General features: G+C 51.9%; 25 protein-coding genes. 15 read left to right on the forward strand and 10 right to left on the reverse strand.

Annotated features, from left to right (window positions below; genetic code table 11):
* Positions 1-115 precede the first annotated feature (115 nt).
* Entirely contained in the window at positions 116-985 is an 870-nt protein-coding gene (locus SK35_RS10695) for a MurR/RpiR family transcriptional regulator (RefSeq protein ID WP_003034893.1), read from the reverse strand.
* 364 nt (positions 986-1,349) lie between these two features.
* On the opposite strand from SK35_RS10695, the gene zwf reads away from it, so the two are divergent.
* From zwf to kdgA, 3 genes are all read left to right on the forward strand, one after another.
* The gene (gene zwf / locus SK35_RS10700; protein WP_048216177.1) at positions 1,350-2,825 is read left to right on the forward strand and encodes a glucose-6-phosphate dehydrogenase; all 1,476 of its coding nucleotides are present in this window, start codon (positions 1,350-1,352) and stop codon (positions 2,823-2,825) included.
* A gap of 233 nt (positions 2,826-3,058) precedes the next feature.
* A complete protein-coding gene (gene edd / locus SK35_RS10705) occupies positions 3,059-4,870 on the forward strand; it encodes a phosphogluconate dehydratase (protein ID WP_008785050.1) in 1,812 nt (603 codons plus the stop codon).
* 34 nt (positions 4,871-4,904) lie between these two features.
* Positions 4,905-5,546, forward strand: coding sequence for a bifunctional 4-hydroxy-2-oxoglutarate aldolase/2-dehydro-3-deoxy-phosphogluconate aldolase (gene kdgA / locus SK35_RS10710; protein WP_003034901.1), 642 nt, complete (start codon positions 4,905-4,907; stop codon positions 5,544-5,546).
* 67 nt (positions 5,547-5,613) lie between these two features.
* Here the strand turns inward: kdgA and purT are convergent, their stop codons facing one another.
* Positions 5,614-6,792 (reverse strand): formate-dependent phosphoribosylglycinamide formyltransferase, encoded by a 1,179-nt coding sequence (purT, locus tag SK35_RS10715; protein ID WP_048216178.1) that lies wholly within the window; start codon positions 6,790-6,792, stop codon positions 5,614-5,616.
* A gap of 132 nt (positions 6,793-6,924) precedes the next feature.
* On the opposite strand from purT, the gene yebG reads away from it, so the two are divergent.
* The 4 genes from yebG (at position 6,925) to ptrB (ending at position 10,585) form a co-directional block, all read left to right on the forward strand.
* Positions 6,925-7,215 carry a DNA damage-inducible protein YebG gene (yebG, locus tag SK35_RS10720; RefSeq protein ID WP_032943780.1) on the forward strand — a complete coding sequence of 97 codons (291 nt, stop codon included), beginning with the start codon at positions 6,925-6,927 and terminating at the stop codon, positions 7,213-7,215.
* Between the two features lie 121 nt (positions 7,216-7,336).
* Entirely contained in the window at positions 7,337-7,690 is a 354-nt protein-coding gene (gene yebF, locus SK35_RS10725) for a protein YebF (protein ID WP_020996626.1), read from the forward strand.
* A gap of 94 nt (positions 7,691-7,784) precedes the next feature.
* Positions 7,785-8,444 (forward strand): tellurite resistance TerB family protein, encoded by a 660-nt coding sequence (locus tag SK35_RS10730; RefSeq protein WP_048216179.1) that lies wholly within the window; start codon positions 7,785-7,787, stop codon positions 8,442-8,444.
* A gap of 86 nt (positions 8,445-8,530) precedes the next feature.
* Positions 8,531-10,585, forward strand: a complete 2,055-nt coding sequence (gene ptrB, locus SK35_RS10735; RefSeq protein ID WP_187426981.1) for an oligopeptidase B — start codon at positions 8,531-8,533, stop codon at positions 10,583-10,585.
* On the opposite strand, the gene exoX is transcribed toward ptrB, so the two are convergent.
* The 3 genes from exoX to SK35_RS10750 form a co-directional block, all read right to left on the reverse strand.
* Complete coding sequence (gene exoX, locus SK35_RS10740; protein WP_003833802.1) at positions 10,576-11,238, reverse strand: exodeoxyribonuclease X; 663 nt, start codon at positions 11,236-11,238, stop codon at positions 10,576-10,578. The genes ptrB and exoX overlap by 10 nt on opposite strands.
* Positions 11,239-11,261: 23 nt before the next feature.
* Positions 11,262-11,918: a carbon-nitrogen hydrolase family protein gene (locus SK35_RS10745; protein WP_008785043.1), complete on the reverse strand. Its 657-nt coding sequence runs from the start codon at positions 11,916-11,918 to the stop codon at positions 11,262-11,264.
* Between the two features lie 106 nt (positions 11,919-12,024).
* Positions 12,025-12,255 carry a DNA polymerase III subunit theta gene (locus SK35_RS10750; protein WP_003034925.1) on the reverse strand — a complete coding sequence of 77 codons (231 nt, stop codon included), beginning with the start codon at positions 12,253-12,255 and terminating at the stop codon, positions 12,025-12,027.
* Positions 12,256-12,398: 143 nt separating this feature from the next.
* Between SK35_RS10750 and yobA the strand changes: the two genes are divergently transcribed.
* From yobA to pphA, 4 genes are all read left to right on the forward strand, one after another.
* Complete coding sequence (gene yobA / locus SK35_RS10755) at positions 12,399-12,773, forward strand: CopC domain-containing protein YobA (RefSeq protein ID WP_003833799.1); 375 nt, start codon at positions 12,399-12,401, stop codon at positions 12,771-12,773.
* A 3-nt stretch (positions 12,774-12,776) separates the two neighbouring features.
* Positions 12,777-13,649, forward strand: coding sequence for a copper homeostasis membrane protein CopD (gene copD / locus SK35_RS10760; RefSeq protein ID WP_008785042.1), 873 nt, complete (start codon positions 12,777-12,779; stop codon positions 13,647-13,649).
* 20 nt (positions 13,650-13,669) lie between these two features.
* Entirely contained in the window at positions 13,670-14,008 is a 339-nt protein-coding gene (locus SK35_RS10765; RefSeq protein ID WP_048216181.1) for a YebY family protein, read from the forward strand.
* 412 nt (positions 14,009-14,420) lie between these two features.
* Positions 14,421-15,062, forward strand: a complete 642-nt coding sequence (gene pphA, locus SK35_RS10770) for a protein-serine/threonine phosphatase (RefSeq protein WP_048216182.1) — start codon at positions 14,421-14,423, stop codon at positions 15,060-15,062.
* On the opposite strand, the gene SK35_RS10775 is transcribed toward pphA, so the two are convergent.
* From SK35_RS10775 to yebS, 5 genes are all read right to left on the reverse strand, one after another.
* Positions 15,063-15,254: a YebW family protein gene (locus SK35_RS10775; RefSeq protein ID WP_003034941.1), complete on the reverse strand. Its 192-nt coding sequence runs from the start codon at positions 15,252-15,254 to the stop codon at positions 15,063-15,065.
* 102 nt (positions 15,255-15,356) lie between these two features.
* Entirely contained in the window at positions 15,357-15,593 is a 237-nt protein-coding gene (locus SK35_RS10780) for a YebV family protein (RefSeq protein WP_165612495.1), read from the reverse strand.
* Between the two features lie 100 nt (positions 15,594-15,693).
* Complete coding sequence (rsmF, locus tag SK35_RS10785; protein ID WP_048216427.1) at positions 15,694-17,082, reverse strand: 16S rRNA (cytosine(1407)-C(5))-methyltransferase RsmF; 1,389 nt, start codon at positions 17,080-17,082, stop codon at positions 15,694-15,696.
* Positions 17,083-17,194: 112 nt separating this feature from the next.
* Positions 17,195-19,828: a PqiB family protein gene (locus tag SK35_RS10790; protein ID WP_048216184.1), complete on the reverse strand. Its 2,634-nt coding sequence runs from the start codon at positions 19,826-19,828 to the stop codon at positions 17,195-17,197.
* Entirely contained in the window at positions 19,797-21,080 is a 1,284-nt protein-coding gene (gene yebS / locus SK35_RS10795) for a membrane integrity lipid transport subunit YebS (protein WP_048216185.1), read from the reverse strand. Before yebS ends, SK35_RS10790 begins: the two co-directional genes overlap by 32 nt.
* A 128-nt stretch (positions 21,081-21,208) precedes the next feature.
* On the opposite strand from yebS, the gene SK35_RS10800 reads away from it, so the two are divergent.
* From SK35_RS10800 to htpX, 4 genes are all read left to right on the forward strand, one after another.
* Positions 21,209-21,706: a GAF domain-containing protein gene (locus tag SK35_RS10800; protein WP_003833782.1), complete on the forward strand. Its 498-nt coding sequence runs from the start codon at positions 21,209-21,211 to the stop codon at positions 21,704-21,706.
* 96 nt (positions 21,707-21,802) lie between these two features.
* Positions 21,803-22,489: an RNA chaperone ProQ gene (gene proQ / locus SK35_RS10805; protein ID WP_003833781.1), complete on the forward strand. Its 687-nt coding sequence runs from the start codon at positions 21,803-21,805 to the stop codon at positions 22,487-22,489.
* 19 nt (positions 22,490-22,508) lie between these two features.
* On the forward strand, positions 22,509-24,557 hold the full coding sequence (prc, locus tag SK35_RS10810) for a carboxy terminal-processing peptidase (RefSeq protein ID WP_008785035.1): 2,049 nt from the start codon (positions 22,509-22,511) through the stop codon (positions 24,555-24,557).
* Between the two features lie 192 nt (positions 24,558-24,749).
* Positions 24,750-25,631 carry a protease HtpX gene (gene htpX, locus SK35_RS10815; protein WP_003034964.1) on the forward strand — a complete coding sequence of 294 codons (882 nt, stop codon included), beginning with the start codon at positions 24,750-24,752 and terminating at the stop codon, positions 25,629-25,631.
* The last annotated feature ends 2 nt before the right edge of the window (positions 25,632-25,633 follow it).

Raw genomic sequence — 25,633 nt, forward strand, 5'->3', positions numbered from 1 at the left:
TACTCCGTTGACTGAAACAACTAGGTGTTGCGTGAACATTAATCCGGCCGTTCTCAAACATTAACGGTAAAATGAACGACCCGGATGATAAAAGGGTAGAACATTGTTATTGCTTTTAGCGGTCATCACTCTTGATGAGTAATTCTTTATCAAAACGCGATTCCTTAAGCGCTTCCTTGACACGCTTCAAGTTATCTCTAAATTTTGCCCCTCGGCGCAAAGTAAATCCTGTAGCCAGCACATCTATCACGGTCAGTTGAGCAAGTCGAGAGACCATGGGCATATAAATGTCAGTATCTTCCGGCACATCGAGGGTAATAGCCAGCGTGGCTTCACGCGCCAGTGGCGTCCCGGGAGAGGTGAGGGCGATAACCATAGCGTCGTTTTCCCTTGCTAACTGCGCCAGTTCAACCAGACTTTTGGTTCTTCCGGTATGAGAAATAAGCACAATGACGTCGTCGTCGCTACAATTCATACAACTCATCCGTTGCAGGACAATGTCGTCGGAATAGATTACCGGTACGTTAAAGCGGAAAAATTTGTTCATCGCGTCGTGTGCGACCGCGGCGGAAGAACCTAAACCAAAGAAGGCGATTTTCTTCGCCTGGGTTAACAAATCTACCGCCCGGTTTACCGCCGCGTTATCCAGCGACTGACGAACGTGGTCAAGGCTTGCCATCGCCGATTCGAAGATTTTCCCCGTATAAGATTCTACGCTGTCATCCTCATCCACATTGCGATTAACATAAGGGGTACCATTTGCCAGACTTTGTGCCAGATGCAGTTTAAAATCAGGGAAGCCGCGCGTATCCATGCTACGACAGAAACGGTTCACCGTCGGTTCGCTGACGTTGGCTTCTACAGCAAGCGCAGCGATGCTTGAGTGAATTGCCCGCTCGGGAGAGGCAAGAATAATGTCGGCGACTTTACGCTCTGACTTGCTCAAATGTTCCAGTTTTAACTGGATTTTTTCCAGCATATTCATGATGTAGGTAGACTCATGGGTCATGGGCAAAAACGATTTCAACGATAAGGAGAAATCGAGCGGTAACTCTGGTAGATAGTACCCCTGCTAGTGCAGCAACGGGGCAAAATGGACAAAATAGTTGTTGTTTTTTTTCATTACATGATCGGAGTCGGATTTTCATACTTCTTCATGGGTACGAAAAAGACGACTTTTTTATCCATTTTGATGGGTTATACGCCAATAAAGCGGCTGTTCGCGGTAACAGCACGGCTGGATAAGCGTTTACGGTTTCCGGATTCACGTAAAAGCAGTACAGTGCACTGTAATAAAATTACAACCAGTGTCTGGCAAAAGCACCAGGCACTTAATTGAGGAGAATGACATGGCGGTAACGCAAACAGCCCAGGCATGTGATCTGGTCATTTTCGGCGCGAAGGGCGACCTGGCGCGACGGAAATTGCTGCCTTCCCTGTATCAACTGGAAAAGGCCGGCCAGATTAACCCGGATACCCGCATCATTGGGGTTGGGCGTGCCGACTGGGACAAAGCAGCCTATACCAAGGTTGTGCGCGAAGCGCTCGAAACCTTCATGAAAGAAAAAATTGATGAAAGGTTGTGGGAAACCCTCAGCGGTCGTCTTGAGTTTTGTAACCTGGACGTCAACGACACCGCCGCGTTTAAGCGTCTGGGCAAAATGCTGGATCAAAAATCGCGTACCACCATCAACTATTTCGCAATGCCGCCAAGCACCTTTGGCGCGATCTGCAAAGGTCTGGGTGAAGCAAAGCTGAATGCTAAGCCTGCCCGCGTGGTGATGGAAAAACCGCTGGGCACGTCACTGGCAACATCCCGTGAAATCAACGATCAGGTTGGCGAGTATTTCGAAGAGTGCCAGGTTTACCGCATCGACCACTATCTCGGCAAAGAGACGGTACTGAACCTGTTGGCACTGCGTTTTGCCAACTCCCTGTTTGTGAATAACTGGGATAACCGCACTATCGACCACGTAGAAATTACCGTGGCGGAAGAAGTGGGCATTGAAGGGCGCTGGGGCTACTTTGACCAGGCCGGTCAAATGCGCGACATGATCCAGAACCACCTGCTGCAGATCCTGTGCATGATCGCGATGTCTCCGCCGTCCGATCTGAGCGCAGACAGCATCCGTGATGAAAAAGTGAAAGTACTGAAATCACTGCGTCGTATCGATCGTTCGAACGTACGTGAAAAGACAGTTCGTGGTCAGTACACCGCCGGTTTTGCCCAGGGCAAAAAAGTTCCGGGATACCTGGAAGAAGAAGGCGCGAACAAGAGCAGCAACACGGAAACGTTTGTGGCGATCCGTGTGGATATCGATAACTGGCGCTGGGCGGGGGTACCGTTCTACCTGCGTACCGGTAAGCGTTTACCGACCAAGTGCTCTGAAGTGGTGGTTTACTTCAAAACGCCTGAGCTGAACCTGTTCAGAGAATCCTGGCAGGACCTGCCGCAGAACAAGCTGACTATCCGTTTGCAGCCTGATGAAGGTGTCGATATCCAGGTACTGAACAAAGTGCCGGGACTGGATCACAAGCATAACCTGCAAATTACCAAACTTGACCTGAGCTACTCCGAAACCTTCAACCAAACGCATCTGGCCGACGCTTATGAGCGCCTGCTGCTTGAAACGATGCGCGGCATTCAGGCGCTGTTTGTGCGTCGAGATGAAGTTGAAGAAGCATGGAAGTGGGTCGATTCTATTACCGAAGCCTGGGCAATGGACAACGATGCACCGAAGCCGTATCAGGCCGGGACCTGGGGACCAGTTGCCTCTGTGGCCATGATTACCCGTGATGGTCGTTCCTGGAACGAATTCGAGTAAAATATCATCTAGCCCATAGGTGTTATTTTACCGGTAACATGATCTAACACAGATTGTAGAATAATTTTTGCACTTTTAAGCTCCGCGTGGATTCACCCGCGGGGCTTTTTTTATTACACTGCCTGAAACGATTTTGCCCCTGAGCTACGGCTAACAAGCGATTCAGCTGTTTTTAACCCAACTGAAAAACATTGTTGATCCAACGCTCTGACAGATAAATTTTAGGAGCCTCTATGAATCCGAATTTGTTACGCGTAACAAAACGTATTGTCGAACGTTCTCGCGACACGCGTTCCGCCTACCTTGCCCGTATTGAACAAGCGAAATCGACTACCGTTCATCGTTCACAGCTGGCGTGCGGTAACCTGGCGCATGGTTTTGCTGCCTGCCAGCCGGATGACAAGGCCTCGCTGAAAAGCATGCTGCGTAACAATATCGCGATCATTACCTCCTATAACGACATGCTTTCCGCACATCAGCCGTACGAACATTATCCGGACATCATTCGTAAAGCGCTGCATGAAGCCAATGCGGTAGGCCAGGTCGCTGGCGGTGTTCCTGCGATGTGCGACGGTGTGACCCAGGGACAGGATGGGATGGAGCTTTCGTTACTGAGTCGCGAAGTGATTGCGATGTCGGCTGCTGTCGGCCTCTCACACAATATGTTCGACGGCGCGTTATTCCTTGGCGTGTGCGACAAAATTGTCCCGGGTCTGGTGATGGCGGCACTGTCATTTGGTCATCTGCCTTCGATCTTTATTCCCTCCGGTCCGATGGCGAGCGGTCTGGCGAACAAAGAAAAAGTGCGTATCCGTCAGCTGTATGCTGAAGGCAAAGTCGATCGCATGGCGCTGCTTGAATCCGAAGCGGCGTCTTATCACGCACCGGGGACCTGTACGTTCTATGGCACGGCAAACACCAACCAGATGGTGGTGGAGTTTATGGGGATGCAACTGCCAGGGTCCTCATTCGTACACCCGGATGCCCCGCTGCGCGAAGCGTTGACCGCCGCGGCTGCTCGTCAGGTAACGCGTCTGACCGGCAACGGCAATGAATGGATGCCGATCGGTAAAATGATCGATGAAAAAGTAGTGGTGAACGGTATTGTCGCGCTGCTGGCGACCGGGGGGTCAACCAACCATACAATGCACCTGGTTGCGATGGCGCGTGCAGCCGGGATTCTGATTAACTGGGACGACTTCTCCGATCTGTCCGATATCGTGCCGTTGATGGCGCGTCTGTATCCGAATGGTCCGGCAGATATTAACCACTTCCAGGCAGCGGGTGGCGTGCCGGTGTTAATGCGCGAACTGCTGAACGCGGGTCTGCTGCATGAAGATGTGAACACCGTTGCCGGGTTTGGTTTATCGCGTTACACCATGGAACCCTGGCTCAACGATGGTGAGCTGGACTGGCGTGAAGGGGCGGCGAAGTCGCTGGACAGCAATGTGATTGCTACCATCGATCAGCCATTCTCCCACCACGGCGGTACCAAAGTGCTGAGCGGTAACCTCGGACGTGCTGTGATGAAAACGTCGGCGGTTCCGGTAGAAAATCAGGTAATTGAAGCGCCCGCGGTTGTTTTTGAAAGTCAGCATGATGTATTGCCGGCCTTCGATGCGGGACTGCTCGACCGTGATTGCGTAGTCGTTGTGCGCCATCAGGGACCAAAAGCAAACGGAATGCCAGAATTACATAAACTCATGCCGCCACTTGGTGTATTATTGGACCGTTGTTTCAAAATTGCGTTAGTTACCGATGGACGACTTTCAGGTGCTTCAGGTAAAGTGCCTTCAGCAATCCATGTAACCCCAGAAGCCTATGATGGCGGGCTACTGGCAAAAGTACGCGATGGCGACATCATTCGTGTGAATGGACAGACAGGTGAATTGACGCTGCTGGTTGATGAAGAGGAACTTGCTTCTCGTCAGCCTCACATTCCTGACCTCAGCGCATCGCGCGTGGGCACAGGCCGTGAAATGTTCAGCGCGTTGCGTGAAAAGCTGTCCGGTGCGGAACAGGGCGCAACCTGTATCACTTTTTAAGACTTATTTTGTAATCAGGCGAGAGAAAACTCTGATGAAAAACTGGAAGACAAGTGCAGAAGCAATCCTGACCACTGGCCCGGTTGTACCGGTTATCGTGGTTAATAAACTGGAACACGCAGTGCCGATGGCAAAAGCGCTGGTTGCAGGCGGCGTGCGCGTTCTGGAAGTGACCTTACGTACCGCATGTGCGATGGATGCCATTCGCGCGATCGCAAAAGAAGTTCCGGACGCTATCGTTGGTGCAGGTACTGTACTGAATCCGCAACAGCTGGCTGAAGTGACCGAAGCCGGTGCGCAGTTTGCTATCAGCCCGGGCCTGACCGAGCCGCTGCTGAAAGCCGCAACGGAAGGCACTATTCCGCTGATCCCTGGTATCAGCACCGTGTCTGAACTGATGCTGGGTATGGACTACGGTTTGAAAGAGTTCAAATTCTTCCCTGCTGAAGCAAATGGCGGTACCAAAGCGCTGCAGGCAATTGCGGGTCCGTTCTCTCAGGTGCGTTTCTGCCCAACCGGCGGTATCTCTCCGGCGAACTACCGTGACTACCTGGCACTGAAAAGCGTGCTGTGCATCGGTGGTTCCTGGCTGGTTCCGGCGGATGCGCTGGAAGCGGGTGATTACGATCGTATTACCAAGCTGGCTCGTGAAGCAGTAGAAGGCGCGAAGCAGTAAGCCGTTAATGCGTAAACCGTAGGTCGGATACGGCATCAATGCTTTATCCGGCCTACGGGTCTGGTTTTTATCCTGCAACTTTCACCTGTGCGGCTGCGTCTTTCGCGCGTATCACCGCATCTTCAATGTTCTGTGCTGTGGCCAGCACAACGCCCAGACGACGGCTTCCGTCGATTTCCGGCTTGCCAAAGAAACGCACTTGCATACCCACACCTACAGCGGCTTGCACGTTATCAAATGTGATATTCTTGCTGGTAAGTTGCGGCAGAATAACGGCGGAAGCAGAAGGTCCATACTGGCGGATTTCGCCAACGGGCAGACCGAGAAATGCACGTACGTGCAGGGCAAACTCAGACAGATCCTGCGAAATTAAGGTCACCATACCCGTGTCGTGAGGGCGAGGGGAGACTTCGCTGAAAATCACCTCATCACCGCAGACAAACAGCTCCACGCCAAACAGTCCGTGACCGCCCAGCGCCAGTACCACCTTGCGGGCAATCTCCTGCGCGCGCGCCAGCGCCAGGTCACTCATCTGCTGCGGCTGCCAGGACTCGCGATAATCGCCATCTTCCTGGCGATGACCTACCGGCGCGCAGAAATGCACACCATCAACGGCGCTGACGGTTAGCAGGGTGATTTCAAAATCAAAATTCACTACGCCTTCGACGATAACGCGTCCGGCGCCTGCCCGGCCTCCCTGTTGAGCATAGTTCCACGCCTCGGTGAGTTGATCGGCTGAACGGATAAAGCTCTGCCCCTTGCCGGAAGAACTCATTACCGGCTTCACAATGCAGGGATAGCCGATTTCGGCAACGGCCTCACGAAAACGTGTTTCGGTGTCTGCAAAACGGAAAGATGATGTGGGTAAAGACAATTCTTCGGCGGCGAGGCGACGGATTCCTTCCCGGTTCATGGTCAGTTGGGTCGCTCGTGCGCAAGGCACAACGTGTTGACCTTCCTGTTCCAGTTTGATCAGCATATCCGTGGCAATCGCCTCTATTTCCGGCACGATGTAATGTGGTTTTTCACGTTCGACAAGCTGGCGTAATGCCTCGCCATCCAGCATGTTAATTACATAGGAGCGATGGGCAACGTGCATGGCTGGCGCGTCGGGGTAACGATCCACGGCAATGACTTCCACACCCAGGCGTTGGCATTCAATCGCCACTTCTTTACCCAGTTCACCTGAACCTAATAACATCACTCGCGTTGCTGCGGGACGCAGCGCTGTGCCTAATAACGTCATAAATTAATCCCCTGTTTTATCTGGGCGCAGTATATACGAAAACGTTTGCGTCTGTCTTTATTACCAGGTTGATTTCAGGGCTTAAAAAGAATATACTGTACATAAATACAGGTAATTTAAGAGGCTGCAAAAATGGCGGTTGAAGTTAAATACGTAGTCATTCGGGAAGGTGAGGAAAAAATGTCGTTTACCAGCAAAAAGGAAGCCGATGCGTATGACAAAATGCTGGATACAGCAGATCTGCTCGACACATGGCTGGAGCAATCGCCGGTAGCGCTCGAAGACGAGCAGCGTGAAGCTCTTTCCCTGTGGCTGGCTGAGCAAAAAGATGTGCTGAGCGCCATTCTGAAAAACGGCAAGCTGCCTTCGCCACAGGCTGTCGAAAACGATGCACACACTGAGGATGATACTCAGGCTGCCTGAAACGACTTGCGCTCCTGACGTTTTGTACCATGCTTTTCCCTGAATCATTGTGCAATCTCTGACGTTATTTCACGTTGCCGCAGGCAACCTGAAGGACGAAGGGGAGATTAAGGAGAAAAGAATGTATAAAAAAAGAGCGTTATTGAGCCTGCTGTTATTGTCTGCCAGCGTATCGGTATTTGCGGCAAATATGGAAAGCAAGAATGTTCAGTTCCCCAAGTGCGAAGGACTGGATGCTGACGGTATTGCGGCAAGCGTGAAACGTGACTATCAGCAAAATCGCATCGCGCGCTGGGCTGACGATCAAAAACTCGTCGGGCAAGCCGACCCTGTCGCCTGGGTCAACACGCCCGATATTACGGGCAAAGACGGGAAATGGTCAGTTCCCCTGACGGTTCGCGGTAAAAGCGCGGATATTCACTATCAGGTAAAAGTCGACTGCAAAGCCGGAACGGCGGAGTATCAGCCGCAGTAACGCAGGTATTTGCACATCTTTTGATGACCTGAACACTTCCTGACATCCCCTCGGGTACGCTTTGATGATTATTCGTCTGTACTTGAGGGGCAAAATGGCTAATTGGCTGAATCAACTACAATCTCTTCTTGGGCAAAAAGGATCCTCCACGTCATCTTCTGGCGAGCAAGGGCTGAGTAAACTTCTGGTTCCAGGCGCGTTAGGCGGTCTGGCAGGATTACTGGTTGCCAACAAATCTTCACGTAAATTACTGAGTAAATACGGCACCAGCGCGCTTCTGGTGGGCGGCGGTGCGGTTGCTGGTACCGTGTTATGGAACAAATACAAAGATAAAGTTCGCGCTGCGCATCAGGATGAGCCGCAGTTCGGTGTACATAGCTCACCGCTGGATGAGCGAACCGAGCGTCTGATCCTGGCGCTGGTTTTTGCGGCGAAAAGCGACGGTCATATTGATGCTAAAGAACGAGCGGCCATTGAGCAGCAGCTTCGTGAAGCGGGCGTGGAAGAGCAGGGCCGCGTTCTGATTGAACGAGCCATTGAACAACCGTTAGATCCCCAGCGCCTGGCGCAAGGGATCCGCAACGAAGAAGAAGCGCTAGAAATTTACTTCCTGAGCTGTGCGGCGATTGATATCGACCACTTTATGGAGCGTAGCTATCTCAATGCGCTGGGCGATGCGTTGAAGATCCCGCAGGATGTTCGTGAAGGCATTGAACAGGATCTCAAAGAACAAAAACAGGCTTTACCGGGTTAATTACTAACCGCTAAGGCGCATGTTTCGCTTGCATCATTGCTGTCTTTTGCCACCCTTATAGGATGTTTAAGCAAAAGAACAATGACATGCTACCAAAAGCTTCTCGTATTCCCCGCGCCATGACGCAGCATGGCGATACTCGTGTTGATAATTATTACTGGCTGCGAGATGACACCCGCTCACAGCCAGAAGTGCTGGATTATCTGCAACAAGAAAATGCGTATGGCCGCCAGGTTATGGCCTCGCAGCAGGCTTTGCAGGATCGCGTCCTGAAAGAAATTATCGACCGTATCCCGCCTCAGGATGCTTCCGCCCCCTATGTGAAGAATGGTTATCGCTACCGGCATATTTATGAACCGGGGTGCGAATATGCTATTTATCAGCGTCAGTCTGCTTTCAATGAAGAGTGGGATGATTGGGATACTCTGTTGGATGGGAACCAGCGCGCGGCACACAGCGAGTTTTATACGCTGGGAGGACTGGCGATATCTCCGGATAACACCATCATGGCGCTGGCAGAAGATTATCTCTCTCGCCGGCAATATGGCGTGCGTTTTCGCAACCTGCAAAGCGGCAACTGGTATCCGGAAGTGCTGGAAAACGTCGAAGCGGATCTGGTCTGGGCGAATGATTCTCAGACTTTCTATTACGTGCGCAAGCACGAGACAACGTTATTGCCGTATCAGGTGTGGCGACATACGGTCGGCTCGCCATCGTCACTGGATGAGCTGGTGTATGAAGAAGCCGATGATATGTTTTATGTCAGCCTGCATAAAACCACCTCGCTACACTATGTGGTTATTCATATCGCCAGCGCGACCACCAGTGAGGTTTTACTGCTTGACGCAGAACTGGCGGATGCCGAACCGTTGGTCTTTTTAGCGCGACGCAAAGACCATGAATACAGTCTCGATCACTATCAACACAATTTTTATCTGCGCTCCAACCGTCAAGGGAAAAATTTCGGCCTGTATCGTACCCGCGTTCGTGATGAGCAAGCCTGGGAGACGCTGATCCCTCCGCGCGACAACGTGATGCTCGAGGGCTTTACGCTATTCACTGACTGGCTGGTGGTAGAAGAGCGTCAGCGCGGCTTAACCAGCCTACGACAGATTAATCGTAAAACGCGCGAAGTGGTCGGGATCGCCTTTGACGATCCGGCTTATGTGACCTGGCTTGCCTATAATCCAGAGCCGGAGACATCGCGCCTGCGCTATGGCTATTCCTCCATGACCACCCCGGACACGTTGTTTGAACTGGATATGGACACCGGGGAACGTCGTGTGCTTAAGCAGACGGAGGTCCCCGGATTTGATGCAGCGAATTACCGTAGCGAACACCTATGGATAAGCGCGCGTGATGGCACCGAGGTTCCGGTTTCGCTGGTTTATCATCAAAAGTATTTCCTGAAAGGAAAAAATCCGTTACTCGTTTATGGATATGGCTCATATGGCGCCAGCATGGACGCCGATTTCAGCAGCAGCCGTTTGAGCTTACTGGATCGCGGCTTTGTTTATGCTATTGCCCATGTGCGTGGTGGTGGTGAATTAGGACAACAGTGGTACGAGGACGGTAAGTTTCTGCACAAGAAAAATACTTTTAATGATTACCTCGACGTCTGTGATGCGTTGCTAAAAATGGGCTATGGCGCGCCTGAGTTATGTTATGGCATGGGCGGAAGCGCCGGAGGCATGTTAATGGGCGTCGCCATTAATGAGCGCCCGGAACGCTTCCATGGTGTTATTGCTCAGGTGCCGTTTGTCGATGTGGTAACCACAATGCTCGATGAATCAATTCCCCTGACGACCGGTGAGTTTGAAGAGTGGGGGAATCCGCAGGACGAAGAGTATTACACCTATATGAAAAGCTACAGCCCGTATGACAATGTAACCGCGCAGGCATACCCACATCTGCTGGTCACGACGGGATTACACGATTCCCAGGTGCAATACTGGGAGCCAGCAAAATGGGTGGCAAAACTGCGTGAGCTGAAAACGGACGATCGTTTGCTGCTACTTTGCACGGATATGGATTCCGGACACGGCGGTAAATCCGGGCGTTTTAAATCTTACGAAGGCGTGGCCCTTGAGTACGCTTTTTTGATTGGACTGGCGCAGGGCACGCTGCCTGCTCAGGCGTGATCCAAATAGTGTTTTAGCGTTAATCGCAGTTCCGGGCTCATATTGTCAAGGTTATTAAATAACCAGCGCAGATAGCCCGGATCGCGTTCAGCTACTTCTGATACCGGTTTTCCGCGGTACTTACCAAAAGTGAAAGTAGTGAGTAACGCGGGACGGCCGGTAATATCGACCATTTGATCGGCTGTCCAGCCTGACGTCTGCATGATGTCGATCAGCAGTGCCGCAGTAATGTAGCAATCGTACAGGGCGCGGTGATGGTGGAGACCTGCTGGCGTCTGGACGCTCAGCTTGCGCGATTTATACAGCGCCATGTTGCTGTATTTGATCCCCGGCCACAACCGACGGGAGAGCTTCATGGTGCAAATCCATTCCCCGGGCATATCGGGCAATACGCGGCGGTCAAAGCTGGCATTGTGCGCCACGTACCATTCGCTGCCGTAATACTGTGGGATGACGTCTTCAATCCATGGCTTATCGGCCACCATTGCTTCAGTAATGCGATGGATAGCCATCGCCTGTGGGCTGATGGGGCGGTCGGGGCGTACCAGGTGGCTCATGGGGTTGACTATTTTTCCATCAACCACGTCGACAGAAGCAATTTCAACAATGCCTCCCTGTAGACCACAGGTTTCTGTATCTATTATGCGCAACATGCCATGCTCCTGACCCAAAACGACTAGCGTAATGGAATGATATCACCTTGCCAACCCCGTGGCGTGCGTTGGCCGGTTAACAGTAACGAACCGCTGTCTGCGCGAACAATCAATCGACCTCGTTCATCCCATAACGCACTGCTACCCCGCGCATTGGCCATTAATACCGCGATGGCGAATTTATGTGAGAAACTTTGTAGGCGAGATGTAGAGGAGAGCAGTTCCGGTTCACTGACTGACTGGCAGCTGGTGAACAGCGAATAGGCCGGGTCGATATCAATGCCTTCCGGTTGGCTATCTACAACGCTGATGGCATTTCGCTGTCTGGCAATACAGGCCCCGTGGCTCTGATGGAAGGTTAGTGGCGAAGTCATCCAGGGAGAGAAAAGTGCAATGCCTTTCACGAACCGGTTGTTATGTTCTACCGGTAGTCCCGCAATTATCGTCATGCGATAAGTCGCGGCGGCATGTGCGAGAGGTTCTAACAGCGCTTCATCGGGTGGGGCCGGAAGCGCGTCATTCTCATCAACACAACCCAGCAATGAGAGGGAAGGGAAGACCAGCAATTCACATTGGCATTGAGCTGCCGCATGAATGAATTGCAGGTGATGCGCGACATGTTCGGTAACTGAGGTGTGAAGAGGTTCGTATTGTGCTGCTGCGATTTTCCAGTATGACATAATGATTTCCTTTTCATAGTGTCTACAACCATCCTTAATGTGTGGATTAAGAATATGCTTATACTGTAGCAGGCGTCATGTAAGGAATCGTAACGTAATATAAGTTTTATTTAACTTTAGGCTCGTAAGGTAAACGTGAAAGCGAAACGGATGCCAGGCGGTGCGCGATGAGTCTTTCGCGGAACCAGTCGCGTAAATGCTCTGGCTGTTCGCGTTCAACAACTTCTGCAACAACGGGCATATTGTATCGCTCCTTAAATGCCACTCCAGCCGCAGCCAGATCGACATTGACCTTATCCATTTCCGCTTGCTCAAGTTTGGCCAGATTGATGTTCATGGGCTTCTCCTTTTCTCTGTCTTTCGGCGCGCAAAGTTACTAAGAGTGTGCGTTAATGGCAAGACAGAAATGATGATTCTCGACTCGACCATTGTAGAAGGTTATTCTCTACAGGTTAGACATAACAAAAAGGAATAGTTGAAATGGCTTCATCTGCATCTATGCTTCGCAACGCGCTCATCGTACTCGCCAGCGTTCTGGCAACACCTGCGGCATTGGCGCATGCCCACCTCACAAAACAAAGTCCGGCGGCTAACGCTGAAGTTGCGGCATCTCCTCAGGCGTTGACGCTGAATTTTTCTGAAGGCGTAGAGCCGGGATTCAGCGGTGCAACGCTGACCGGTCCTAACAAAGAACAGATCAAAACGGGCAAGGCATCGCGCAGTGAGCAGGACAAAACGCAGCTGATTGTTCCGCTTGATCAAACGCTTGAAGCAGGAAAATATACGGTCGACTGGCACGTTGTCTCCGTGGATGGTCACAAGACGAAGGGGCAATATACCTTTAGCGTGAAATAACCAATGCTGGCATTTACCTGGGTTGCGCTACGGTTTATCCATTTTACCGCTTTGATGCTGGTGTTCGGCTGTGCGCTTTACGGCGCATGGCTGGCCCCCGTTTCGGTTCGTCGTTTAATGATGCGTCGTTTTTTACGTCTGCAACGGCATGCTGCGACGTGGAGCTTTATCAGCGCGACGCTGATGCTGGCGATTCAGGGTGGGTTAATGGGCTCAGGCTGGCGGGATGTTGTCTCTACTGATGTTTGGCTCGCCGTGTTGCAAACGCAATTTGGCGGCGTCTGGTTATGGCAGATTATCCTCGCGTTGGTCACGCTGGTGGTGACCATCATGGTGCCACGCAGTATGCCGCGACTGCTGTTAATGCTGACAATTGCGCAGTTTATTTTGCTGGCTGGCGTCGGACATGCGACGCTGCACAGCGGTATCCCTGGCGCAATCCAACAGGTTAACCACGCCTTACATTTGGTATGCGCTGCCGCCTGGTTCGGCGGTTTGCTGCCCGTACTTTACTGTATGCGAATGGCGCAAGGTCGCTGGCGGGAACAGGCCATCAGTACCATGATGCGCTTCTCACGCTATGGGCATCTTTTCGTTATCGGTGTTTTACTAACCGGTATTATGAATGCGCTGTTTATTGTCGGTTTTTCTGTTCCCTGGCACATGGCTTACGGGCGACTGCTTTTGTTAAAAGGTGCCCTGGTCATGTTAATGGTGGCGATTGCGCTGGTGAATCGGTATGTTCTGGTACCACGTATGCGGCAGGATAACCGCGGCATGACTCTCTATTTTATTTGGATGACCAAGCTGGAATGGGGTATAGGAGCCGTTGTGCTGGCGATTGTCAGCTTGTTTGCAACCCTTGAACCTTTCTGATTAATGGACTGGCGAAACGCATGAAAAAAATCATTATCTCTTTATTACTCCTGGCAAGCTCCGGAGCCGCGCTGGCTGCGCCGCAAGTCATTACCGTCAGCCGTTTTGAGGTTGGCAAAGATAAGTGGGCGTTTAATCGGGAAGAGGTGATGCTGACCTGCCGTCCAGGTAACGCGCTGTATGTCATCAATCCCAGTACGCTGGTGCAATACCCGTTGAATGATGTCGCCAGACAGCAGGTGGAGAGCGGAAAAGTCACGGCAAAGCCGATCGAGATTATCCAGAACGATGATCCGGCGAAACCGGGCGAAAAAATGAGCCTGGCACCGTTTGTAGAGCGTGCAGAAAAGCTCTGCTAATTGTCAGATGTAGCGCTCTGATTTCCAATAAAAAACCGCAAGCATCTCGCAGGAGAACTTGCGGTTTTTGCGTTTGGATGCGTAACAAACGTCCTTTTTTTCCGGCCACTTTAGTCGCGGACTGGAAAACCTGGCGCTGTCATCTATTCTTAAATGGCAGGGTAACTTAGCCTGCATTAATGCCAACTTTTAGCGCACGGCTCTCTCCCAAGAGCCATTTCCCTGGACCGAATACAGGAATCGTATTCGGTCTCTTTTTATGTGGCGAATGCGATGCCATCCAGGGCAAAACACGGCGTATTGCATGCTGTATTCTCCATAAACCATACCATACTCCTGCCCACGATCGTCCAGGCTTTTTTACCAACATTGCTAAAATTATAATCAGGTACCCTTGTACTCTGGAGGCGACATGGGACGACCTGGCAATATCTATCAACGAATCGACGGTACGCAGTGGCGTCACGTCTGGGTGGTTGGGGATATCCACGGATGCTTCTCGATGCTGATGGCTAAGCTGCGCCAGTACCGTTTTGATCCCTGGCAGGATTTGCTGGTTTCAGTGGGGGATGTTATCGACCGTGGACCAGACAGTTTGCGTTGTCTGAAACTACTGCGTAAACGCTGGATTGTCGCGGTCAGGGGAAATCATGAACAGATGGCGCTGGACGCGCTGGCGACGGGGGATCAATTCATGTGGTTTATGAATGGTGGCTCGTGGTTCGAGCAGGCGGAGCAACCGGCAGCGAAATTTGCTCTTGAAGCGTGTTGGCAGTTACCCTGGATACTGGAGCTGCATTGTCAGAACGGTATACACGTTATTGCTCATGCCGATTACCCGGATGATGATTATCAGTGGCTAAAAGAGATCGATTTACAGCGCGTGCTGTGGGACCGTTCGAGGCTGATGAACAGTGGTTGTGCGATTCAGGGCGCGGATCACTTCTGGTTTGGCCACACGCCGCTGCGCCATCGGCTGGATCGCGAGAATTTACACTATATTGATACCGGTGCTGTATTTGGCGGCGAGTTAACGCTGGTACAACTGCAATAATCAAAAATCGCTGTATTCCTGGGCCGGATGCCAGAAACTGTCGATGTAGTCGTCCGCAGGTAAACATCCGCCGTTACGAATACGTTGATCGTCCATCGATATCAGGCACTGCTGCTCAGTTTTGTAGACATCAACCACGATATCTTCACAACCGCCATCCAGATAGCACACAAAAAGAACCAGCGTGAACATTCCATCCTCAAATGGTAAAGCCATACCTGTAGTGTAGAAGATGTTGATAGATGAGGGAAATTAACCAAGAAATAACCCGTCTGGCGACGGGTTCTTTTTGAATCAGGCAAGGCGCATGATCCAGGCATCTGACTTACGATCGTAGTGTTCGCGAAATAGTACTGAATGTTCTCCGTTCAACAGGGCCGGGACGCTGGTTTCGGCATCCCAGGCATCCAGTTGCATACATAAATCCGGATCGGATTTACACGGAATGGTTAACGTTCGGTCCCCCGGCGATTCGCCATGTAACTCGGCGTCGTCGATTTCAAAAGCGCCAATGCGCACACTGGTTTTCATCATCGTGCTCTCCGTTAATTTGCTGGTTGTGGTACGACCAGTTAGGACGTCCATTTTTCAGCGTAGTCAACGTTAGCAAAAGCGCCAGTAAAAACGTGCGTTATCCCGTAAAGAGTTTGCCATCCCGGACAAGATCGCGCGGGTAGCTATTCTTCAGTCGCGATCCAATGCGTTTTGCCAGACCGATCGGCTGATGCTGGAACGTAACCAGTACGTCATCAGTCGTCGGTGCGGTTTGCGGGTAAACATCTCTACCGCGATACCACTCTTCCGCTTCGGCAAGGGTCAGTTCGAATGCATGGCTGTGGTTCGGGTCGGCGAGGGCGATAACGGCCTCATGCTGCCAGCGATACCCTTTATTGTGGGTTTCGGCCAGTTTGATCCCAAGTCGAGAAAAGCGAACCTTGCCAATCAGAGGTTCAATTTCAGTCGGGAACAGCCAGATCTCTTTATCGCGCTGCCACAGGCGCAAATTATCTTCCCACTGCAGTCCACAAGCGCTCGCGGCTTGCGTGACAAGCGCAGACTCGCGCCCTTTAAGCGGGCTAAACGGGAAGTTACCGACTTTGTACTTCGGCGCAGGTAGTGCAGGGATTGCAGCTATTTTGCGCAAACGCGCAACGAAGAAACCTTCGCAATCGTAAATCTGCGGGAATACATGCAGGAATCCTTCCGGCGTCAGGGCGCGTTCGGCCTGCGGAAATAAATCGCCCAGAGGTAAAAACTCGACGGCATCAGGGTAGGTCTCAATCAACCACTGCATGATATTTTCATTTTCGTCACGATTAAGCGTACAGGTCGAGTAAACCAGTGTGCCACCGGGACGCAGGGCGTGGAAGGCGCTGTCGAGTAATTCGCGCTGGGTCGCGGCAATTTCCAGATTACTTTCTACAGACCAGTTTTTTAGCGCATCGGGGTCTTTACGCACCACACCTTCACCGGAACACGGTGCGTCGAGCAATATGGCATCAAATGACTCCGGCAACGCAGCGCCAAATACGCGTCCGTCAAAATGGGTCAGGGCGACGTTGGCTATCCCGCAACGGCTGATATTGGCATGCAGGACTTTGACGCGACTGGCAGAAAATTCATTCGCCAGAATGGCGCCTCGATTATTCATTTTTGCGGCAATTTGCGTGGTTTTGGAGCCGGGGGCTGCCGCAACATCCATTACGCGTTCCGGGGTATTGCCTTCGGCGAACAGTGCTGCGACTGGCAGCATTGAACTGGCTTCCTGAATATAAAACAGGCCGCTTAAATGTTCTGCGGTGCTGCCGAGCGGCACTGACTCTTCATCATCGCGCTCGATCCAAAAGCCTTCAGCACACCAGGGAACCGGGGTGAGAGACCAGTTGTAAGGTGCTGTCAGCGCGAGGAAATCGGCAACGGAGATTTTCAGCGTATTGACGCGAATGCTGCGGCGCAACGGGCGCTGACAGGCAGCGAGAAATTCATCGAATGAGAGCGTGGAAGGCATTGCTTCACGCATTTGAGTCAGAAAGGCGTCGGGAAAATAAGCCACTTGGTACCACCGGCAAAAAAACAGGTGCGCAGTGTAGCATAAGTGCTCCGGCGCGAGTACGCCGGAGCAAGTGGAGAGGTTATCGTGGCAGGGCGGTTCCCCATTCACGCCACTCTTTAGGTTCACTTTCCAGCAACAGGAAGTGTTTACCTGCCTGCGCTTTCGGAGCCAACGGTGTACCCGGTGGAGTCGCGAAGGCGATGCCGCCGCGGATGAACTGATTGAAGGTACCGGTCTTCACGACACCGCCGGTCAGGCCGAAGTCGAGATTGTAGCCGGATGCCAGCCAGAACACGGAGTTGTTGCGTACCAGATGCTGATAGCGTTGGCTAATGCGCATGGCAACCATCACACGATCGGAAAGCGAGCCCAGCGTCAGCCCGGTGACGGTCCCCACTTCAATACCTCTGAACAAAACCGGGGTTCCGATATTCAGCGAACCTGCTTCTGGTGCTTCAACCACAATACTCAGACCATCGAGGTAACGAGAGTCGGTAATGGTGGCTTCCTGCAGCTCAAAATCACGGCGCGGATTACCGCGTCCTGGTTCAACGTTGATATACGGCTGCAGGATTGTATCCAGATGCTCCACGCCCGCTGCCGAAATTTGCGGGGTGATCACGGAGAAACGGGTACCGCTTCGCGCAAAGGTTTGTACGTATTCCGGGTACAGAACCGCTTTTGCCTGAACTTCGTTACGGGCGGTGATCAGCTCAAGCGTCTGGATCTGTCCGATATCGATTCCCAGGTAGCGAATCGGCATGCCTGCAGCGAGTTTACCGGCATCGAACGCATGCAGCGTTATCTGGCCGCCGACCGCACGCGCGGCGGTTTCCGAAGCATACAGAATACGCTTGTCGCCTTTACGTTGGCTGGCGCTGGCACCGCTTAAATTATCGAAGCTAATCGCCCCTTTAAGCGCGCGTGAAAGGGGAGATGCCTGTACGGTTAATCCGCTGCCGTTAAGCTGAACTTTTGCTCCGCCTTCGGCCCAGAACACGCTGTTGCTGGTCAACAGGTTGCGATATTCCGGTTTGATATGCAGATCGATATCAAACGCATCGGCGCGAGGACGAACGCTAATCACTTCACCGACCTCGAATTTGCGGTAAAGCACCACCGAACCGGCCTGCACATCAGGTAGCGTTTCGGCGCTCAGGCTGACCGTAGTGGTTGGCAGATCGCTCAGGCTGTTTTCAATCGCTTTCTCCAGGTTAGCGTAAAGCGGGTAGCTTTTTTTCATTTCGCCCTTAGTTCCGGGCAAAATACGAATGCCGCCGCTGAGCCACTCACTGGCGCTGGCGCCAAGGAACTCCACGCCATCAAGTCCAACTTTGACATCCACGCGGCTGTTCACCACGAACTTACTGTCACCTTGCACCAGGTCACGATGCTGTGGTTCAACAGCAACGGTAAATGAGACGCCTTTGCTGGAAAGCGTACGCTCAATCACCTGACCGACCTGTACGCCGTGAAGAATTAGCGGCTGGCCAGCATCAATACCGTAACTCTCCGGCGCGGTCAGCGTAAACGTCATGACGCCTGGGTCGTGTAACAACGACTTCTCAGCGGGAATAACGACAAACTGGTTACGCGGCTCGCCTTCGCCAGGTACCAGCTCGAAAGTTTTACCTGTTAGCAGCGAACTGAGATTCACATCGCTTAACGATAATTTAGGGCTGTGTAACTCAATGCGTGTGTTGTCACGCAGCAGCGTTACGACGCTGGGATCGACCGTCATTTCGCCGGTGACTTTGCCGCCTGGGTTTAAATCCAGTTTTGTGAGCTGACCGACTTCTAATCCTTGATACATCAGCGATGTTGAGCCTGCTTTGAGTCCATCTCCGTTGGGTAAATCAAGCTTGACGATTACTCCGCGCTGGCTGTGCGCGAGATCCTGATATAGACCAAACGTGTCGTCTGCCGCAGCAGGTTTTGAGTCTTCGGGTGAATCAAAAGCAATGGCACCGTTGACCAGCGCCGCCAGACTCTCCAGTTTTACCTTCGCACCGCTAAGGCTGACATCCGCATTTACACCGGAGACGTTCCAGAAGCGGCTGCCTTTTTTCACCAGATTGGTGAAGCGACGTTCAATCAATACATCGATGGTTACGCCCTGATGGTTCGGGTTGATGGTGTAGTCATAGACCCTGCCAACCGGAATCTTACGGAAATAAACCAGCGAACCGCTATTAAGCGATCCGAGATCAGGGGCGCGCAGATGCAGCATTAAATCGCCATTATCCAGACGATACTTGGGCTGGGTGTCGAGGGCGACGAAATGATCCTCGGCCTCGCCAGTACCGGGCATCATGCCGATATAGTTGCCACCAACCAGCGCATCCAGACCAGAAACCCCAGCCAGCGACGCCTTCGGCGTGACCAGCCAGAACTGGGTATCTTTGCGCAGAGCATCTTTCATGCTCGATTTGATGCTGACGCGGACTTCAATTTTGCGCAGATCTTTGCTGAGGTTGATATCCTGCACCGTGCCCACTTCAACGCCCTGATAACGAACGGGAGTACGGCCTGGCACAATGCCGTCAGCAGACATAAAGTCGATGGTCACGGTATTGCCGCGATCTTCATAGCTTCCCCAGATAAGCCATCCTGCGATCATCAGCGCGATGAACGGCAGCAGCCAGAACGGGGAGATACGGCGTTTTGTTTTAATCTGCGCTTCAGTCTGCGAAGCGGGCGTTTCCTGACTCATGTGCATCCCAAAGTAAGCGGCTGTCCAGCCATTCCACAGCAAGAATAGTCAATATTACCGCTGCGCCGAAATAAAACGCAGCCGGTCCCATAGTAAAAGCAAGTATCTGATCGCGATTTATCAGCGACATGGTTAACGCGATAACAAAGAGATCGAGCATCGACCAGCGGCCAATCCAGGTCACCATACGCAGTAGTTTTATACGGGTGCGCAACCCTTGTTCACAATTAAAGTGGATGCTGAATAGCAACGTAAACATCACAATCACTTTGGTGAATGGCACTAATATACTGGCGATAAACACGATCGCCGCTACGCCGACATTACTGTTTGCCAAAGACATTATGCCTGACAGGATTGTGTCTTCCTGCCGGCCGCCGTTGACATAAATTATCGAGATGGGCAGCAGGTTAGCGGGCAAAAGCAGGACAATCGAGGCCAGCAGTGCCGCCCAACACTTTTGGATACTTTGATTTCTGCGCCAGCGCAACGGAATATGGCAGCGAGGGCAGCGACCGCGAGCATCCGGATAACCTGTAAAATGGCAGCCGAGGCAGACGCGGAGCTTTTCATCGGGCCGACGAGCCGGTCTTTGCGGGTAGAAACGGTCCCAAAGCTGCTCAACGTTAAGATGCGACAGCGTCAAAATACTGAGGATCACCAGCGCAATAAAAGCAAACAGCCCCACGCCAGGCTGCAAAAAAGCATAGTCCTGAACCTTGATTGATGCGACGCCGATACCCACCAGGTAAATATCGAGCATCACCCACTCTTTGAGCCTTTCCAGCATCAGCAGCACCGGGCGCAGGTTCATCCCAAGAATATTACCAAACCACAGATAAGCGATTGAGGTCACGAGAATTAGTGGCGCACCAGCGACGCAAAAAAGCACGAAGGAGGCGGTGAGGGGATCACCTTGTCGGGTCATTTGCCAGATGCCTTGCATCACATTGGCATCAATGCGCACACCTAATAAATAGATGTGCAGGAGTGGCTCTCCCCAGGCAAAGGGCATCAGCAGCAACATGGTGAAAGCCATTGCCGCCAGTCGCGTTAACGACCAGTCGCGTCCGTCACGAATTTTTGCCTGGCAGCGTGGGCAAAAGGCACTTTGGTGCGAACGCATTTTAGGCAAGCTAAATATCAGGTCACATTCAGGGCAGCGATGATAATGTGCACGAGGTAGTGCCTCACCGATGGACCTGATGGCTATTTTTTTAGTTGGCGTGATGCGTGGTGTCGTTAAGGCCATGTATCGCGAATCAAATTGTTGAAGTAATGTTATCTTAACTCATGACGGGAATGATCTTGAGCATTAACGCATTTAATGTTTATTTTAGTAGGCTGCAGTTTTAAGTAAGACAACTAAGTGATTATATAATGAACAAAATAGAGCTATACACGGATCTGAACCGTGATTTTCAGGCATTGATGGCAGGTGAAACCAGTTTTCTGGCAACGCTGGCAAATACCAGCGCATTGTTGTACGAGCGTCTTGCAGAAGTGAATTGGGCCGGTTTTTACCTGCTTGAGGACGATACGCTGGTGCTTGGTCCCTTCCAGGGCAAAATTGCCTGCGTGCGGATCCCGGTAGGGCGCGGTGTGTGCGGTACCGCAGTGGCGCAGAACCAGGTTCAGCGTATTGAGGACGTACATGCTTTTGATGGGCACATCGCCTGTGATGCCGCCAGCAACGCTGAAATCGTCCTGCCGATCGCTGTCGACAATCAGATAATCGGCGTGCTGGATATTGATAGCACGGCATTTGGCCGCTTTACTGAAGAAGATGAACAAGGTCTGCGTACGCTTGTGGCACAGCTTGAAACCGTGCTTGCAACGACGGATTACAAAAAATTCTTTGCGCGCGTCGCAGGATAATCAACGGATAACGTAGCAATTACTGATGACGTCATTATAATGTCGCCTGTTCATGCCTGCGCTTGTTGGCTACGTCCGTTGTAATCAGGAAATTTCATGGAAAATCAACCTAAGTTGAATAGCAGTAAAGAAGTCATCGCGTTTCTGGCCGAACGCTTCCCGCAGTGTTTTAGTGCGGAAGGCGAAGCGCGCCCACTGAAAATTGGCATTTTTCAGGATCTGGTAGAGCGTGTTGAGGGTGAAATGAACCTCAGCAAGACTCAGCTCCGTTCTGCCTTACGTCTCTATACTTCAAGCTGGCGCTATCTGTATGGCGTTAAATTGGGCGCAACGCGTGTTGATCTCGACGGCAACCCTTGTGGTGAGCTGGATGAACAACATGTTGAACATGCTCGCAAACAGCTGGAAGAAGCTAAAGCCCGTGTTCAGGCGCAACGCGCAGAGCAACAGGCGAAAAAACGCGAAGCGGCTGCTGCCGCCGGTGAAAAAGAAGACGCCCCGCGTCGCGAGCGTAAGCCGCGTCCTGCACCGCGTCGTAAAGAAGGTGCTGAGCGTAAACCTCGCGCTGAAAAACCAGCAGCAAAAGCACCGCGTGCTCCTCGCGAAGAACAGCATACCCCGGTATCTGATATTTCAGTACTGACGGTAGGGCAGTCTCTGAAGGTGAAAGCAGGAAATAATGCGATGGATGCCACCGTATTAGAAATCACCAAAGATGGCGTCCGTGTACAGCTGAATTCGGGTATGTCTTTGATTGTACGCGCAGAACACCTGGTGTTCTGAAACGGAGGCCAGGCCTGGCATGAACACTTTTTTTAGGCTTACTGCGTTAGCTGGTCTGCTTGCATTAGCAGGCCAGGCACTTGCTGTGGAAGACATCACGCGTGCCGATCAAATCCCCGTGTTAAAGGAAGAAACCCAGCATGCGACGGTAAGCGAACGTGTGACGTCGCGTTTTACGCGATCACACTATCGCCAGTTCGATCTGGATCAGGCGTTTTCGGCAAAAATTTTTGACCGCTATTTGAATTTGCTCGACTACAGCCACAACGTGCTGCTGGCGAGCGATATCGAACAGTATGCAAAAAAGAAAACGGTCCTCGGCGATGAACTGCGTACCGGCAAGCTGGATGTCTTTTACGATCTCTATAATCTGGCGCAAAAACGCCGATTTGAACGTTATCAGTACGCATTAAGCGTACTGGCACGTCCAATGGATTTCACCGGTAACGACACCTTTAACCTCGACCGAAGCAAAGCGCCGTGGCCGAAGAGCGAAGCAGAGCTTAATGCGCTGTGGGACGGCAAGGTTAAATTTGACGAACTCAGCCTGAAGCTGACCGGTAAAACCGATGCGGAAATCCGCGAAACGCTGACGCGCCGCTACAAATTTGCGATTCGCCGTCTGGCGCAGACCAACAGCGAAGATGTGTTCTCACTGGCGATGACAGCGTTCGCCCGTGAAATCGACCCGCATACTAACTATCTCTCTCCGCGCAATACCGAGCAGTTCAATACTGAAATGAGCTTGTCTTTGGAAGGTATTGGCGCGGTTCTGCAGATGGATGATGACTACACCGTCATTAACTCCATGGTGGCAGGTGGTCCGGCAGCCAAGAGCAAAGCGATCAGCGTTGGCGATCGTATTGTCGGCGTCGGGCAGACGGGCAAGGGCATGGTCGATGTGATTGGCTGGCGTCTGGATGATGTCGTAGCACTGATCAAAGGACCTAAAGGCAGCAAGGTGCGCCTTGAAATTCTGCCTGCCGGTAAAGGTACCAAGACGCGCACCGTGACGCTAACGCGTGAACGTATCCGTCTCGAAGACCGTGCCGTTAAAATGTCCGTGAAAACCGTTGGCAAAGAAAAAGTCGGCGTACTGGATATTCCTGGCTTCTATGTTGGCCTGACGGATGATGTCAAAGTCCAGCTGCAGAAACTGGAAAAACAGAACGTCAGCAGCATCATCATCGATCTGCGTACCAACGGCGGTGGAGCACTGACTGAAGCGGTTTCGCTTTCCGGTCTGTTCATTCCATCCGGCCCGGTGGTTCAGGTTCGTGACAATAACGGTAAAGTGCGTGAAGACAGCGATACCGACGGCGTTGTGTACTACAAAGGCCCGCTGGTGGTATTGGTCGATCGCTTCAGCGCCTCAGCATCAGAGATTTTCGCTGCGGCAATGCAGGATTATGGCCGAGCACTGATCGTTGGTGAACCAACCTTCGGTAAAGGCACAGTTCAGCAGTATCGCTCCCTGAACCGTATTTACGATCAGATGCTGCGTCCGGAATGGCCAGCGCTGGGTTCTGTTCAGTACACGATCCAGAAATTCTACCGCGTAAACGGTGGCAGCACGCAGCGTAAGGGTGTTACGCCAGATATCATCATGCCGACAGGTAATGAAGAAACTGAAACCGGCGAGAAGTTTGAAGATAACGCGCTGCCGTGGGACAGCATTGATGCGGCGACCTACACCAGGTCAGATAATCTGACGCCGTTCGGACCTGAATTGCTGAAAGAGCACAATGCACGTATTGCGAACGATCCTGAGTTCCAGTACATCATGAAGGACATTGCGCGATTCAATGCGATGAAGGATAAGCGCAGCATCGCTTCTCTGAATTACGCTCAGCGTGAGAAAGAGAATAACGAAGATGACGCAATGCGTCTGGCGCGTATTAACGATCGGTTCAAGCGAGAAGGCAAACCGTTGCTGAAGAAACTGGACGATCTGCCGAAGGATTACCAGGAGCCGGATCCGTATCTGGATGAAACGGTAAAAATCGCGCTCGACCTGGCGCATCTTGAAAAAGAAAAGCCAGCGGAACAGCCCGCGAACAGTCAATAACCTCAAACAGGCACAAGAAATTGTGCCTGTTTTTTTAACAAGCGCATGAAGACGTCAGTCTGATACGATAAAATGTAAAGTTGTGTCTTTCTGGTGACTTAGCACCCATGGATGCTTGAAAATAGCCATAAGACCCATACGATATGGGTAATCGCATAGTGCGTTTTGTTAAATTGAGGTTAAAAGAAAATTATGATGCGAATCGCGCTCTTCCTGCTGACGAACCTGGCTGTGATGGTCGTTTTCGGGCTGGTATTGAGCCTGACAGGGATTCAGTCAAGCAGCGTTCAAGGCTTGTTGATCATGGCACTGCTGTTTGGTTTTGGTGGTTCCTTCATTTCGCTGCTGATGTCCAAATGGATGGCGTTAAAGTCCGTTGGCGGAGAAGTGATCGAACAGCCTCGCAATGAAAGAGAACGCTGGCTGATGAATACAGTCGCGAATCAGGCCCGCCAGGCAGGGATCGCTATGCCGCAGGTTGCTATCTACCATGCGCCAGATATTAACGCGTTTGCTACCGGTGCGCGCCGGGATGCCTCGCTGGTGGCTGTAAGTACTGGCCTGTTGCAAAACATGAGTCCGGATGAAGCCGAAGCGGTTATCGCGCATGAGATCAGCCACATTGCTAATGGCGATATGGTTACCATGACGTTAATTCAGGGTGTGGTGAACACTTTCGTTATCTTTATCTCACGTATTCTGGCGCAGATTGCCGCTGGGTTTATGGGAGGCAACCGCGATGAGGGAGAGGGTAGCAACGGTAACCCGTTAATCTACTTTGCGGTAGCGACGGTACTGGAGCTGGTATTTGGTATTCTGGCGAGCATTATTACGATGTGGTTCTCACGTCATCGTGAATTCCATGCGGATGCAGGCTCAGCGAAACTGGTGGGTCGTGAAAAAATGATCGCCGCGCTACAGCGCCTGAAAACCAGCTATGAGCCGCAGGAAGCGACCAGCATGATGGCGTTCTGCATCAACGGTAAATCCAAATCGTTGAGTGAGCTGTTTATGACTCACCCGCCGTTGGACAAACGTATTGAAGCGCTGCGCAGCGGTGAATACCTGAAATAAAT

Origin of the sequence: Citrobacter sp. MGH105 (genome assembly GCF_001037485.2) — a bacterium.
GTDB classification, from domain to species: Bacteria; Pseudomonadota; Gammaproteobacteria; order Enterobacterales; family Enterobacteriaceae; genus Citrobacter; species Citrobacter portucalensis.